This is a genomic window from Rothia koreensis, assembly GCF_004136575.1.
Lineage (GTDB): Bacteria > Actinomycetota > Actinomycetes > Actinomycetales > Micrococcaceae > Rothia > Rothia koreensis.
This window is the reverse complement of record NZ_NOIQ01000001.1, coordinates 247,039-260,618: the sequence shown is the minus strand read 5'-3', so window position 1 is coordinate 260,618 and position 13,580 is coordinate 247,039. Positions and strand designations below refer to the sequence as shown.

Below are 13,580 nucleotides of genomic sequence, written 5' to 3'. Positions count from 1 at the left end.
TATGCCACAAATGATCGATGGGTGACGCTTGCATAATGCAAGCACACTTACCAATAGAATACCCGGCAGTTCGACAAGAGTGTCAACTTTCCGGCGGCAGGACGACCCCGCTCCAGCGCCTCGACTCCCTGTCCGACAACGACGTACCTGTGGAATATCCGGGCCCGCCATAGGACAATAGGGGGCATGAGTGCACCACAGATTCCCGACATCACCTCCACCGACCCGTGGAAGGAGCTTGAGCAGCACAAGGCCGAGCTGGCGCCAGACCTGAGGACCTGGTTCAACGAGGACCCGGACCGGGCCGAGGAGTTCACCGTTCAGGCGGGAGACCTCGTCGCCGACCTTTCGAAGAACCTTCTGACCCCGCGCACACGCGAGCTGCTCCTGCAGCTGGCCGATGCGGCCGACGTCGAAGGTCGACGCGACAGCATGTTCGCTGGTGAGCACATCAACGTCACCGAGGACCGGGCCGTCCTTCACACCGCCCTGCGGCGCCCGGAGGGAAGCGAACCGAGCCTGAGAGTTGATGGTCAGGACATCGACGAGGACGTCCACGAGGTCCTCGCCAAGGTCTACGACTTCGCGGATCGAGTTCGATCCGGAGAGTGGACGGGAATCACCGGCCGCCCCATCGAGACCGTGGTCAATATCGGTATCGGCGGATCCGACCTCGGCCCGGTCATGGCGTACGAGGCGCTGAAGACTTTCGCCCAGGACGGCTTGACCGCCCGGTTCATTTCGAACATCGATCCCACGGACGCGGCCGAGACCGTCGCCGATCTGGACCCCGAGACCACTCTTTTCATCGTCGCCTCGAAGACCTTCGGCACGCTGGAGACGCTCACGAATGCTCGCGTCTGCAGGACGTGGCTGCTCGATCGGCTCAAGGAGTCCGGAGCCCACGAAGGCTCGGACAATGAGGCGGTGGCCAAACACTTCGTTGCCGTCTCCACGGCCCTCGACAAGGTCGAGGCCTTCGGGATCGATCCGGAGAACGCCTTCGGATTCTGGAACTGGGTAGGAGGCCGGTATTCCGTGGACTCCGCGATCGGAACGTCCCTGGCGATCGTTCTGGGCCCGGACGCATTCGAAGAATTCCTCGCCGGATTCCACGCGATGGACGAGCACTTCCGAACGGCGCCCGCGGAGAAGAATCTCCCGATCCTGATGGGGCTCCTCAACGTCTGGTACGTCAATTTCTTCGACGCGTCGTCGCACGCCGTGCTCCCCTACGATCAGCACCTTCACCGTTTCCCTGCTTACCTGCAGCAGCTGACCATGGAGTCCAACGGCAAGTCGGTTCGATGGGACGGCACCCCCGTGACGACCCAGACCGGTGAAATCTTCTGGGGCGAACCGGGCACGAACGGGCAGCACGCCTTCTATCAGCTGATTCACCAGGGCACCCGGGTGATACCGGCCGACTTCATCGCCTTCGCGAATCCCAGCCATCCCGTCAAGGACGGCGATACGGACGTACACGAGCTCTTCCTGGCAAACTTCTTCGCCCAGACCAAGGCCTTGGCCTTCGGCAAGACTGCGGATGAGGTCCGGGCGGAAGGAACCGACGAGGCCGTTGTCCCGGCCCGAGTTTTCTCCGGAAACCGGCCGACGACGTCGATCATGGCACCCGAACTGACACCGTCGGTCCTGGGCCAGCTGATCGCCCTCTACGAGCACATCACCTTTGTGCAGGGCACGATCTGGGGCATCGACTCCTTCGACCAGTGGGGCGTGGAACTCGGCAAACAGTTGGCCAAGGACCTGGCCCCCGCGGTCGGCGGCGACACCGCAGCCCTCGACCAGGAGGACTCCTCGACCAAGGGGCTGATCTCCTACTACCTCGATCGTCGCACGAGGAAGTAGTCACCCTCGTGACCACAAGCCCGTGACCTGAGCGGACAACAACGCGCCGGCCGTGGAGAGTTCTCCGCGGCCGGCGCTCCGTGTCAGGTGTCCGCGGGACCCGCGACGCGGGGAGGGTCCCCTCCGCCGGGCGATCCCATGACTGTCTTCCTCACCTCGTGCTTCGAACGCGCTCACGCACTCCGCTCGGCCCGCTCGATCAGAAGAGGGAAAACGCACTCACGGGTCAGCGGTGCAATGTCACTGTCCTGAAGAGACTCTTCCGGGCGGCTCCATCGCAGTTCTTCGATCTCCGCCCGAGGAGAAATGCCGGCCAGATCGTCGTCTGCCCCGGCGTGGTTCCACAGGAAGACCTCGCCCACCAGCTCATGCCCTGCTTCATTGGCCGCCTGGGTCTCCCACCTGCCCAAATACTCGAGCCCCGGCCGCGGGATGTCCACACCGAGCTCCTCACGGACTTCCCGAACGGCGGCGTCGAGCGCCGATTCGTGCGGCTCGGGTTTGCCTCCGGGGAACATGAAGCTGTGGGTTCCGCGCTTGCGAACGGTCAGGACCCGCCCCTGCTGGTCCGTCACGACAACTGCTGAAACGGTGATTCGTGGCATGACCCCCACCTTATTGCCCCACGAGGGGCCGGACGACGCCGCGTTTCATCGGAACTCGTTCGGTCGTGGAGGTCTTCTGCACCTGTATCCCGCGGTACCGCACTTCTGTATCCCGCGGTACCGCACGTCGGCCACGAGCTCGACGGCCATGGCGCGAGGCGTCATCAACCGGTTCATCGATGAGGCTCGAACCGGCGGGTCCGGTATATTGGCCCGTGGAAATAACCCTCGAAATCAAGCAGGGAGTACGCCGAAAACTCATGTCGAAGATCATCTACACCCACACCGACGAAGCGCCGCTGCTGGCGACCTACTCATTCAAGCCCATCGTGGAGGCGTACGCGAACAGCGCTGGCGTTGATATCGAGACCCGGGACATCTCGCTCGCCGGCCGCATCCTCGCCCAGTTCAACGATGTCCTGCCCGAGGACCAGCGAGTCAATGATGCCCTGGCCGAATTGGGAGAGCTTGCCAAGACCCCCGAGGCCAACATCATCAAGCTGCCGAACATCTCGGCCTCCGTGCCCCAGCTCAAGGCCGCCATCAAGGAACTGCAGGCTGACGGCTACGACCTGCCGGACTACCCCGACGAGGTCAAGTCCGATGCGGACGCCGATGCCCGGGCTCGCTACGACAAGGTCAAGGGATCTGCCGTCAACCCCGTGCTGCGTGAGGGCAACTCGGACCGCCGTGCCCCGCAGTCGGTCAAGAACTACGCCAGGAAGAACCCGCACACCATGGGCGCCTGGTCGAAGGACTCCAAGACCAACGTCGCGACCATGGGTGCCGACGACTTCAAGTCCAACGAACAGTCCGTGATCATGCCCTCGGACGACACCCTGACGATCCGCTTCACCGGCGAGGACGGAACGCAGAAGGTCCTCAAGGACGGTTTGAAGGTCCTCAAGGACGAGATCGTCGACGGCACGGTGATGCGCGCGGCCGCTCTGGATGAGTTCCTGGCCGCCCAGGTTGCGCGTGCACGCGAGGAGGATGTCCTCTTCTCGGTTCACCTCAAGGCGACGATGATGAAGGTCTCCGATCCGATCCTGTTCGGTCACGCGGTCAAGGCGTACTTCTCGGACGTCTTCGAGACCTACGGCGACAAGCTCGCCGCCGCCGGCCTCTCCCCCAACAATGGTCTGGCCTCGATTCTGAACGGATTGGATCTCCTCGACGAGGAGACCGCCCGAGGCGTCAAGGAGGGAATCGAGCGCGGACTCGAGGAAGGCCCGTCTCTGGCGATGGTCGACTCCCGCAAGGGCATCACCAATCTGCACGTTCCCTCGGACGTGATCGTGGACGCGTCCATGCCAGCCATGATCCGCACCTCCGGCCACATGTGGGGCGCCGACGACGACGAACACGACACCCTCGCGGTGCTCCCGGACTCCTCGTACGCGGGCGTGTACCAGGCCGTGATCGAGGACTGCCGCGACAACGGAGCCTTCGATCCGACGACCATGGGGTCGGTCCCCAACGTCGGCCTGATGGCCCAGAAGGCCGAGGAATACGGTTCCCACGACAAGACCTTCGAGATCGAGGGCAAGGGCGTCGTCGAGGTCCTGAACTCCGCGGGAGAGGTTCTGATCTCCCACGAGGTCGAGACCGGCGACATCTGGCGCGCATGCCAGACCAAGGACGTCGCGGTGCGTGACTGGGTCAAGCTGGCCGTCCGTCGCTCGCGCGATGCGGACACGCCCGCCGTGTTCTGGCTCGATGAGGAACGCGCCCACGACAGGAACCTCATCGCCAAGGTCGAGGAGTACCTCAAGGACGAGGACACGGAGGGCTTGGACCTCCGCGTCCTCTCCCCGATCGATGCCACCAAGTTCTCGATCGACAGAATCCGTCAGGGCCTCGACACGATCTCCGTGACCGGCAACGTGCTCCGCGACTACCTGACCGATTTGTTCCCCATCCTCGAGCTCGGGACCTCGGCCAAGATGCTGTCCATCGTGCCGCTCATCAATGGCGGCGGACTGTTCGAGACGGGTGCGGGCGGTTCGGCTCCCAAGCACGTGCAGCAGCTTGTTGAAGAGAACCACCTGCGGTGGGATTCGCTCGGTGAGTTCCTCGCACTGGCCGCGTCCTTCGAGCACCTGGCCAGCACGACCGGCAACGATCGTGCACAGATCCTCGCGAACACCCTCGACGCCGCGACCGGCACCTTCCTCGAGGAGAACAAGTCCCCCTCGCGCAAGGTCGGGGAAATCGACAACCGCGGCAGCCACTTCTACTTGGCCACCTACTGGGCCGAGGAATTGGCCGCACAGACTCGGGACACGGATCTCGCGGAGCTTTTCTCCGAAATCTCCGAGAGCCTGAAGTCCAATGAGGACAAGATCGCGCAGGAGCTGCTGGACGTCCAGGGCTCCCCCGTCGAGTTGGGAGGCTACTACTGGCCTCAGGACGCCAAGGCCGACTCGGCCATGCGCCCGTCCGAAACCCTCAACGGGATTCTGGCCCGGCTCACGAAGTAACGGACCGAACAACACCGAGAGCCCCGAATGCCGTGGCATTCGGGGCCCTCGTTCATTCTGTCACCGCAAGGTCCTCAACGCGCCGTCCGCCGGACGGCACGTGCCCCGGGGCTCGACCTCACGAGCCCCGGGGCACTTGTCGTTGGGGACGTATACCGGCTCCCTTACCGCTGGTCGCGGCGGTTGCCTTCCTCGTCCACCTCGATTTCTTCCTTGCGGACCTCGCCGGAAACGGTCTCGGTCTCCTCATGGGACTGCTTGCCGACGTGAACGCGCTCGGTCGCCACCGTCTCGGTGTCGACGACCGGCCGCTCCTCGTAGGCGGTGACCGAAACTTCTTCGTCCTGGCCGAATTCTTTGCCATCGACCGGCTGGTGCGCCTCGGGCGAGTCAGGGTCGATCTTGGTGCGCTCGACCTGCACCTCCTCGCGGCGGACCGGGACCTCCACCGTTTCCGTATCCGTGGTCACGTGCTTGCGCAAGCGAACCTGGCCGGTTTCACGGCGCTCGGTCTGGTCGGTCGCGGCCAGACGCTCCTCGTGGGCGACGACGTCGTTGTCCGATGCGCCGTGGCGGCCGGTTCCGGCCTGTCCCGCGGCTTCGGACCTCTCCGCGGTTTCGGGCCGGTCTGCGACGCCGTCGCGGGTGTCCGCGGCCGCGGCCTCGGGCTGACCGCTGCTGTGACGTCCCGTGCCCGCCTGGGCCGAGTCGCGGTCGTCTGCCCCGCCAGCGGCCGAAGTGCCAGCGGCGGCGGTCCCCGCAGCAGCCGTACCGGCCGCCGCGGTGCCTGCCGCTGCGGTTCCGGCAGCGTTTCCGTGGTCGCCGCTCTGACCAGCGCGTGCGTCTGCGGACTGGTCGTCGCGGGAGCCGTCCTCGTCACCACGGCCCGATGCGTCGCCGCGTCCGGAGGCATTGCCATCGAGCGAGTAGTACTCGTAGATGCGCTGCTCCTCGTCGGGGCTCAGGGAGCCATCGTCATCGATGTTCGGGGCATCCTTGACGAATTCTTTGTCGAAGGGGACCGTCAGTCCCTTGTCGGAGGCTTCTGCCTGGTTCAGCGGAACGAAGGTTTCCTTGGAACCGAACAGGCCCGTATTGACGGTTGCAAACGTGGGCTCATTGGTCTGGTCGTCGAGATAGATCTCGCCGACCTTGCCGATCTTCTCGCCATTGTTTCCGTACACCGTGCTGTTGCGCAGGGACTCAATGTTCTGGTTATTGGTCATGGTCACTACCTTCTTTTGTTGGTTGGACGAAATTACCAATCCACATTCGAAATCAAATGACTTCGGCTTATGCGTTCAATCTATCCACATGCGCACCCACGGTCAATGATTCGCCGGACGGCTAGGGAAGATCCCAGGTTGGGGCAACGGATTCGCCGCGATATCCACTCGCGTTCATCCCCCAGCCACGTGCCGGATACCCGCTTTGCCAGAATGTCCATCTACGTCACACTGCCGCATATTTGCACATTTGAGTCGGAAGGAGTCGGCAGTCCTCGGGCAATTGTCAGACTTTGAAATCCACGTCACGATCCGCAAAAGAGCCCGAAACCGCATCGACGAGAGTCAATCCAGTTCCGGGCTCTTCCCGCAAGCGATCAGGCGCTGGGGTACGCCGATTAGTGCAGTTCGGCGCCTTCGCGCGCGAGCCTCTTGCGCTCCAGCGGCAGGAAATCTCCCTCGTGGAGGCTCGATTCGATGTCCTCGAGGCTACGCCCCCGGGTTTCGGGAACCCGGTAGTAGATCACGATCCACGCGATCACGTTGAGCGCCGCGTACACCATCATTGCCCCTCCCGGCGACAGGAAATTGACCAAGGTCAGGGCGGTGGAGGTGACCACCAGATTCGATCCCCAGAGCGCCATGGCGTGAAGACTCGTGGCCGAGGTGCGAATTTTCAATGGATACAGCTCGGAACCCATGAGCCAGCCGACCACCTGGATGCCGCCCGCCTGGAACACCATGAACAGCATGAGGAAGATCAGCATCAGCGGGATGTTCGGGTGGTCGCCTCCCATGAACAGGGTCAGGCCGAAGAGGGCAATCCACAGGGCGGCGAAGGGCAGGGTCCACAGCATGAGGGTCCTGCGGCCCATCCGGTCGACGATGAACCTACCGATGGCCGTCATGACCACATACACGAGACCGACCATCACGTTGATGCTGAGCCCGATATCGGACGGCAGACCCACGTGCGTGAGAAGCGTCGGGGTGTAGTAGATCATCATTTCCAACCCGGTGATCTGGGTGAAGACGGCCACGGCGACGCCGGCGATGATCGCCGGGCGCATCCACTTCTCGCTCAGCATGGCCGACCATTCACTCTTGGCGGCCTGCCGCTGCTCCTCCCGGCGGGTCTTCTCGATCTCGCGGATTTCCTTCTTCGCCGACTTCTCGCTCGGACGGACCCATTCGAGAACCTCGGTCGCCGTATCGACTTCTCCCTTGCTGACGAGCCACCGCGGACTCTCTGGCAGCGGAATCATGCCAAGCACCAGCACGATCGCGGGGATCGCGGCCACAACGATCTTCCAGTGCCATTCGACGTCGCGGAGAAAGAAGTTGACGAGGGCCGCGGAGAGGATACCGACGCCGATCGCAATGTTGAAGAAGGTCACGTAGCTGCCGCGTTTGTTCTTGGGCGCCAGCTCGGAAATATACGTCGGGATCGTTTGGGTCGACCCGCCGACGGCGAGGCCGAGAAAGAAGCGGCTGGCCATCATGACGTAGGGGTTCGGTGAGATGGCGCAGAAAACGACGCCGGCCACGAAGACCGAGGCCACCGCCATGATGGTCACCCGACGCCCGAAACGACGGGCGAAGAAGCTCGCCCCCAGGGCTCCGACAACGGCACCGGCAAGAATGAATGAGGTGATGAACTCGGCCGTGACACCGTGTTCGCTGACGCCGTAGTCGTCGGCGATCTGGGCCAGGGTTCCGGAAATGACGCCGGTGTCGTATCCGTAGAGGAGCCCGCCGAGAGCCACGAGCAACGATGCGGAAATGACCCTGAGCCGCGCGGTGCGGCGAGGTTCCTGGCTCATCGCTGCGGAGCGCAGCTGGCCCGTGTCCGGAGAGTGCGACCCCTTCCCCTCGGGCGACGGAGAAGATGAACTTTCAGTAGTCAATCGTGTCCTCCTGACAGCACGTCGGACTGAATTCACTTCCGGACGGTGCCGAGGACCCGCCACTCTTCCGACCAACGGGCTCCACCGGTCGATCCAGGAGTGAGGCAAAAAAGGCGGGGCGCCGCAGTATACGTGCTCTGCGACGCACCGCCTTGTGCTTACTCCAAGGTTAGCAACAGGAAATTCCCATCGACAAGAGCCAGTGCACCCTCCACGGGTGGTGCCGGGAGTCTCCACGGAGGTCATCCCGCTGCGTCGTCACGCCGCGTCGGAGCTCCCGGTTGCGCTTGCGACAGCCGGCCCCGTCGCGCCCGCGCGCCGGCACAGGGCGTCGGGTGGATCAGGCCTTGCTCCTCTGAGGCTGCAGGGACTGCACATCGGCATCCATCAGGTCCACCGGCTTCGAACGGGTCACGAGCTTGTGCACGAGCCACACCAGGAGGAACACCGGCAGACCGATGTAGGAACTCAGGACATGGAACAGCTCACCGTTGAACACGGCCTCGTAATTCTGCCCCAGGATCACCACGATGCAGAGCACGAAGGCAACGATGGGCCCCAGCGGGAACAGGGGCGCCTTGTACGGGAGATCCTTCAGGTCATAGCCCTGGGCGACGTAGGCGCGTCTGAATTTGTAATGACACACCGCAATCCCGACCCACACGATGAACCCCGAGAGGCCGGAGATATTGACCAGCCACGTGTAGGCCGCGCCCTCACCGATGACGGCCGTAATGAACCCTGCCAACCCCACCGAGGCTGTCGCGAGCAGAGCCGGCATGGGGACGCCGCGCTTGTTGACCTTGCGGAAGATCTTCGGAGCCTTGCCCTCCAGCGCCAGCGACAGCAGCATGCGGGCGGACGCGTACAGTCCGGAGTTTCCTGCGGAAAGGATCGCCGTGAGGATCACGGCGTTCATGAGCGAGGCCGCGAAGGCGATGCCGGCCCGCTCGAAGACGAGGGTGAAGGGCGAGTACGCGATATCGGATTCGTTGCTCCGCAACAGGTTCGGGTCGGTGTAGGGAATCAGGAAACCGATCACGATGATCGCGCCGACGTAGAAGAGCATGATGCGCCAGAAGACCGAGCGCAGGGCCTTGGGGACGTCCCGCCGGGGGTTCTCGGCCTCACCGGCCGCGACACCGATCATCTCGGTCCCTTGGAAAGAGAACCCGGCAATCATGAAGACGGAGATGATCGACAGGAAACCACCGTTGAAGGGCGCTTCCTTCTCGGTCCAGTTCGAGAAGCCCGGAGAATCGCCCCCGAGGATCCCGAAAATCATCAGGACGCCGGCCGCCAGGAAGACGATGACGGCCGCGACCTTGATCGCAGCCAGCCAGAATTCTCCTTCGCCGTACGCGCGCGAGGACATGGCGTTCAAGGTCGTGAGAAGGATCAGGAAGACGCCGGCCCAGACCCAGCCGGGGACGTCCGGAAGCCAGAAGGACATGATGAGGCCCGCAGCCACCAGTTCCGCCGCAACCGTGATCGCCCAGTTGAACCAGTAGTTCCACCCCATGGCGAAGCCGAAGGAAGGACTCACGAAACGCGTCGCGTAGCTCTGGAAGGATCCCGCGATGGGAAGGTGGGCGGCCATTTCGCCGAGTGACTGCATGAGCAGCAGCACCATGACTCCGATCACGGCGTAGGCGGCCAACGCACCGCCCGGACCCGCGCTGGCGATCGTGCCGCCGGAGGCGAGGAAGAGACCGGTCCCGATAGCGCCGCCAATCGCGATCATCTGCATATGACGATTGCGGAGGCCGCGCTTGAGGCCTTCTGATGTGAAGGATTCCAGCTTGTCGTCACTATTGGACACGAATACCCCCGAGGGTCGAACGCCAAAGTCAACCTAGGTTACCACCGGATCCGTGCGTTGCGGCGGTGTCCGGGACGAATGCCAGCCCTCCGATCCCCGCACTTCGGCGGCTGCCTGGGCAAACGAAGAGCCCGCCACGACGCCTGCGCGTCGGTGCGGGCCCTTCGGAAGCCGGTTCGGTGGGCGCCTAGCTGCGCGCGGCGGCCATGGCCGAGTCGTAGTCCGGTTCCTCACCGATCTCGGGGACCAGCTGGGTGTGCACGACTTCGCCCCGCGGGCTGATGACGACGACCGAGCGGGCCAGGAGCCCCTCCATCGGGCCGTCGGTGATGCGCACGCCGTAGTCGTCTCCGAAAGTCGAGCGGAAACCCGACGCCGTGACGACGTTGTCGATGCCCTCTGCGCCGCAGAAGCGTCCGAGGGCGAACGGCAGATCGTTCGACACGCACACCACGGACACGTTCTCGAGGCCTGCGGCCTCCTCGTTGAACTTGCGGACGCTGGCCGCACAGACCCCGGTGTCCACCGAGGGGAAGATGTTCAGGACGATGGTCTGCCCCTCGAAATCGTTCTCGGTGACCTCGCCGAGGTCCGTCCCTGCCAAGGTGAATGCCGGCGGCGTCGTCCCGGTTTCGGGCAGTTCGCCCGAGGTCTGCGTGGGGTTGCCCTTGAAGGTGATTTCAGCCATGTGTATTCCTCTGTCTCGTGACGTCGTTGTGCTCGGTGATGGATGGTGCCTAGTTCGTCTTCTCGGCTACCTGGCGCTGGATGCGGGACAGCATGCCGCTCATCCCATTCAACCTCAAAGGGCTCACGGCCTGTGTGAGGGAGAGCCTCAACGGCAGGTCGGACGGGACTCCCGCGACGACGTCGGCCGACGCGCCGTCGAGCCCCTCCTGGAGGATCCCGGCGAAACCACGGGTCGTCGGCGCCTCGGGTGGGGCGGAGAAGTACAACCGCACGGTGTCATCGTCCTCGACCTCGGTGATCAGGAAGATCGGAGACTGACATTCGGGAACCGGCTCCAGAAGTTCGGGGTGGTCCTGAAACCTGGACGGCAGTTCCGGCAAGCCATTGCTGAATTCCAGGAGGAGTTGCAGACGGTCCTGCGGCGGCAGTTCCGCGAATTCGTCCACAATCTCCTGGAGCGCTGCGGGGAGTTCGGTTGCGGTCTCGGTCATGATGCTGCGGGGGCCTCTCCTGGTTCGTCGCCCTGAACGATGGGCACGCGCACGGCATTGCCCCATTCCGTCCAGGACCCGTCGTAATTGCGGACATTGTCGAAGCCGAGCAGGTGCTCGAGCACGAACCACGTGTGGCTCGATCGTTCACCGATGCGGCAGTAGGCGATGATGTCCTGATTCGGTTCGAGTCCCAGTTCCTGCTGATAGATGGTTCGCAGTTCGTCGGCGGACTTGAAAGTTCCGTCTTCGTTGGCCGCCCGGGCCCAGGGCACGGAGCGAGCGGTAGGAATGTGGCCTCCCCGCAACGCCCCCTCCTCGGGGTAGTTCGGCATGTGGGTCCGGCGACCCGTGTATTCGTCGTCGCTGCGGACGTCGATCATGGGCACCGTTCCGATGCTCTCGCGAACCTGGGGCAGGTAGGCGCGAATGCGCGCGTCGTCGCGGGCGACGACCGGGTACTCACCGGGAGCCGGCGAAGGAACCTCGGTCGTGATGTCGCGCCCTTCCTCGATCCACTTGGCCCGTCCGCCGTCCATGAGGCGAACGTCCTCGTGCCCGAACAGAGTGAAGACCCACAGCGCGTAGGCCGCCCACCAGTTCGACTTGTCACCGTAGACCACGATGGTCGAGTCCCGGCCGATGCCCTTGTCCGACATGAGCCGCGCGAAGGCCTCTCCATCCACGTAGTCACGCGTCACCGGGTCGTTGAGCTCCGTATGCCAATCGACCTTGACCGCGCCAGGGATGTGCCCCGTCTCGTAGAGGAGCACGTCCTCATCGCTCTCGACGAGCACAACGTCCGGGTCCTTGGCGTGCTCCGCGACCCACTCCGTGCTCACGAGTCGTCCCGGATGCGCATAGGCGGCGAACTTCGCACTGGTGTCATTCGGTACTGGCACTTTTCCTCCATCGGATCGTGGGAATTCTGCTTGAGGGAACGCGTGCAGCGACCTCTGTTATTCCCGAATCTACAGCTTTCCCCCGCGAGACGCTTGGGGTCATGTTTCGCACTGTGAAGGGTGCTTACCCGCATCGGCCAAAGGCTCCTACGCTGAAATTCCAGTCAGACAGACCGTCGGGAACGACGAGATCCACTCCCCTCGCCGAATTCCTAATGAGATTCACCCCCAACGTTTCGAATGAGGAGCAGGATGAGCCAGCGTCAAGTGCACCTTGCGGCACATTTCCCCGGTGTCAACAACACCACCGTGTGGTCGGATCCCCAGTCCGGCTCCAACATAGACTTTTCCAGTTTCGAGCACTTCAGCCGGGCGGCAGAACGCGGCCTGTTCGACTTCGTGTTCCTGGCGGAGGGCCTTCGTCTGCGCGAGCACAAGGGCGAGGTCTTCGACCTGGACACCGTGGGCCGTCCGGAGACCGTCACGGTCCTCTCGGCCCTGTCCGCCGTGACCCGCCGTCTCGGCCTGGTGGGGACTCTCAGCGCGACTTTCAACGAGCCCTACGACCTGGCACGCAAGCTGGCGACTCTGGACCACGTCTCCGCGGGGCGGGCCGGCTGGAACGTGGTGACCACGAATGACGCGTTCACCGGTGAAAACTTCCGTCGGGGCGGGTATCTGGATCGTGCGGACAGATACCGCAGGGCCGTGGACTTCATCCATGCGGCCCGCAGCATGTGGGATTCCGACGCGGGGCCCTTCGATTTCTCCTCCGAGTTCTTCTCGATCTTCGGAAACTTCCCGGTCCCCTCGAGCCCGCAGACCCACCCGGTTCTCTTCCAGGCCGGTGACTCGCCGGAGGGCCGCGACTTCGCGTGCGCCAATGCCGACGCCATCTTCACCCGTCATGCGGCGCTCGAGGACGGCAAGGCGTTCTACGCCGACATCACCGAGCGTCTCGCCCGATTCGGGCGGTCCGAGGACGACCTGAAGGTCTACCCCGGGGTCACCTTCATCATCGGTGACACCCACGAGGCCGCCGTCGAACGGTCACGGTCGGTCGCTTACCAGCAGGTCTCCGGGCCCGGTGCGATCGCGTTCCTCGAGAGGCAATGGGGCAGGGACCTGAGCGCCTACGATCCGAACGGACCCCTGCCGGACATCGAGCCCGACGACGGTTCGGGGAATCTCTCGCAGGGAAGGGTCCAGCACGTCAAGGACCCGCGCCCCCTGATCGAGGAATGGCGGCGGCTGGCGAGGGACAAGAACCTGTCGATCCGCGACCTCGTCGTCGAGGTCTCCACACGCCACGGGTTTGTGGGCACTGCCGACGAAATCGCCGGGAGCATGGACGAATACATCCAGGAGCGCGCCGCCGACGGGTTCATCCTGATCCCGCACCTGACCCCCGGTGGGCTCGATGAATTCGTCGACACCGTGGTCCCGGCGCTTCAGGCCCGCGGCGTCTACCGGGACGAGTACCCCGGGGACACTCTCCGCGACAGCATGGGCCTCCCCGGGCCCACGCCGGCGGACCAGTGGGCGGCCGCGCGGGAAGCCTCAGATCAGCCAGTGGGAAAGTAGG

10 protein-coding genes are annotated in these 13,580 nt (G+C 63.9%); 3 read left to right on the top strand and 7 right to left on the bottom strand.

Annotated elements, in window-relative coordinates; genetic code table 11:
• The first annotated feature begins 186 nt into the window (after positions 1–186).
• Entirely contained in the window at positions 187–1,869 is a 1,683-nt protein-coding gene (pgi, locus tag EWU68_RS01275) for a glucose-6-phosphate isomerase (protein WP_129314062.1), read from the top strand.
• 173 nt (positions 1,870–2,042) lie between these two features.
• Here pgi and EWU68_RS01270 read toward each other — a convergent pair whose 3' ends face one another.
• Positions 2,043–2,474, bottom strand: coding sequence for an NUDIX hydrolase (locus EWU68_RS01270; RefSeq protein ID WP_129314061.1), 432 nt, complete (start codon positions 2,472–2,474; stop codon positions 2,043–2,045).
• Between the two features lie 260 nt (positions 2,475–2,734).
• On the opposite strand from EWU68_RS01270, the gene EWU68_RS01265 reads away from it, so the two are divergent.
• A complete protein-coding gene (locus EWU68_RS01265; protein ID WP_129314479.1) occupies positions 2,735–4,957 on the top strand; it encodes an NADP-dependent isocitrate dehydrogenase in 2,223 nt (740 codons plus the stop codon).
• A 164-nt stretch (positions 4,958–5,121) separates the two neighbouring features.
• Here the strand turns inward: EWU68_RS01265 and EWU68_RS01260 are convergent, their stop codons facing one another.
• The 6 genes from EWU68_RS01260 to EWU68_RS01235 form a co-directional block, all read right to left on the bottom strand.
• Positions 5,122–6,183, bottom strand: a complete 1,062-nt coding sequence (locus EWU68_RS01260) for a PRC and DUF2382 domain-containing protein (RefSeq protein ID WP_129314060.1) — start codon at positions 6,181–6,183, stop codon at positions 5,122–5,124.
• A gap of 398 nt (positions 6,184–6,581) precedes the next feature.
• Entirely contained in the window at positions 6,582–8,090 is a 1,509-nt protein-coding gene (locus EWU68_RS01255) for a sugar porter family MFS transporter (protein WP_202976671.1), read from the bottom strand.
• A gap of 340 nt (positions 8,091–8,430) precedes the next feature.
• Positions 8,431–9,840 carry an amino acid permease gene (locus EWU68_RS01250; protein ID WP_129314477.1) on the bottom strand — a complete coding sequence of 470 codons (1,410 nt, stop codon included), beginning with the start codon at positions 9,838–9,840 and terminating at the stop codon, positions 8,431–8,433.
• Between the two features lie 259 nt (positions 9,841–10,099).
• On the bottom strand, positions 10,100–10,600 hold the full coding sequence (gene tpx / locus EWU68_RS01245; RefSeq protein WP_129314059.1) for a thiol peroxidase: 501 nt from the start codon (positions 10,598–10,600) through the stop codon (positions 10,100–10,102).
• Positions 10,601–10,649: 49 nt separating this feature from the next.
• Positions 10,650–11,093: a SufE family protein gene (locus EWU68_RS01240; RefSeq protein ID WP_129314058.1), complete on the bottom strand. Its 444-nt coding sequence runs from the start codon at positions 11,091–11,093 to the stop codon at positions 10,650–10,652.
• Complete coding sequence (locus EWU68_RS01235) at positions 11,090–11,995, bottom strand: sulfurtransferase (RefSeq protein ID WP_129314057.1); 906 nt, start codon at positions 11,993–11,995, stop codon at positions 11,090–11,092. Before EWU68_RS01235 ends, EWU68_RS01240 begins: the two co-directional genes overlap by 4 nt.
• 252 nt (positions 11,996–12,247) lie before the next feature.
• Here EWU68_RS01235 and EWU68_RS01230 point away from each other — a divergent pair, with 252 nt between their 5' ends.
• Complete coding sequence (locus EWU68_RS01230) at positions 12,248–13,579, top strand: LLM class flavin-dependent oxidoreductase (protein ID WP_129314056.1); 1,332 nt, start codon at positions 12,248–12,250, stop codon at positions 13,577–13,579.
• Position 13,580: the final 1 nt, after the last annotated feature.

Bases quoted from the DNA above. Each gene is read 5' to 3' on its own strand.
- tpx (WP_129314059.1), bottom strand. From the start codon at position 10,600: ATGGCTGAAATCACCTTCAAGGGCAACCCCACGCAGACCTCGGGCGAA.
- pgi (WP_129314062.1), top strand. From the start codon at position 187: ATGAGTGCACCACAGATTCCCGACATCACCTCCACCGACCCGTGGAAG.
- EWU68_RS01260 (WP_129314060.1), bottom strand. From the start codon at position 6,183: ATGACCAATAACCAGAACATTGAGTCCCTGCGCAACAGCACGGTGTAC.
- EWU68_RS01240 (WP_129314058.1), bottom strand. From the start codon at position 11,093: ATGACCGAGACCGCAACCGAACTCCCCGCAGCGCTCCAGGAGATTGTG.
- EWU68_RS01270 (WP_129314061.1), bottom strand. From the start codon at position 2,474: ATGCCACGAATCACCGTTTCAGCAGTTGTCGTGACGGACCAGCAGGGG.
- EWU68_RS01230 (WP_129314056.1), top strand. From the start codon at position 12,248: ATGAGCCAGCGTCAAGTGCACCTTGCGGCACATTTCCCCGGTGTCAAC.
- EWU68_RS01265 (WP_129314479.1), top strand. From the start codon at position 2,735: ATGTCGAAGATCATCTACACCCACACCGACGAAGCGCCGCTGCTGGCG.
- EWU68_RS01250 (WP_129314477.1), bottom strand. From the start codon at position 9,840: ATGCAGATGATCGCGATTGGCGGCGCTATCGGGACCGGTCTCTTCCTC.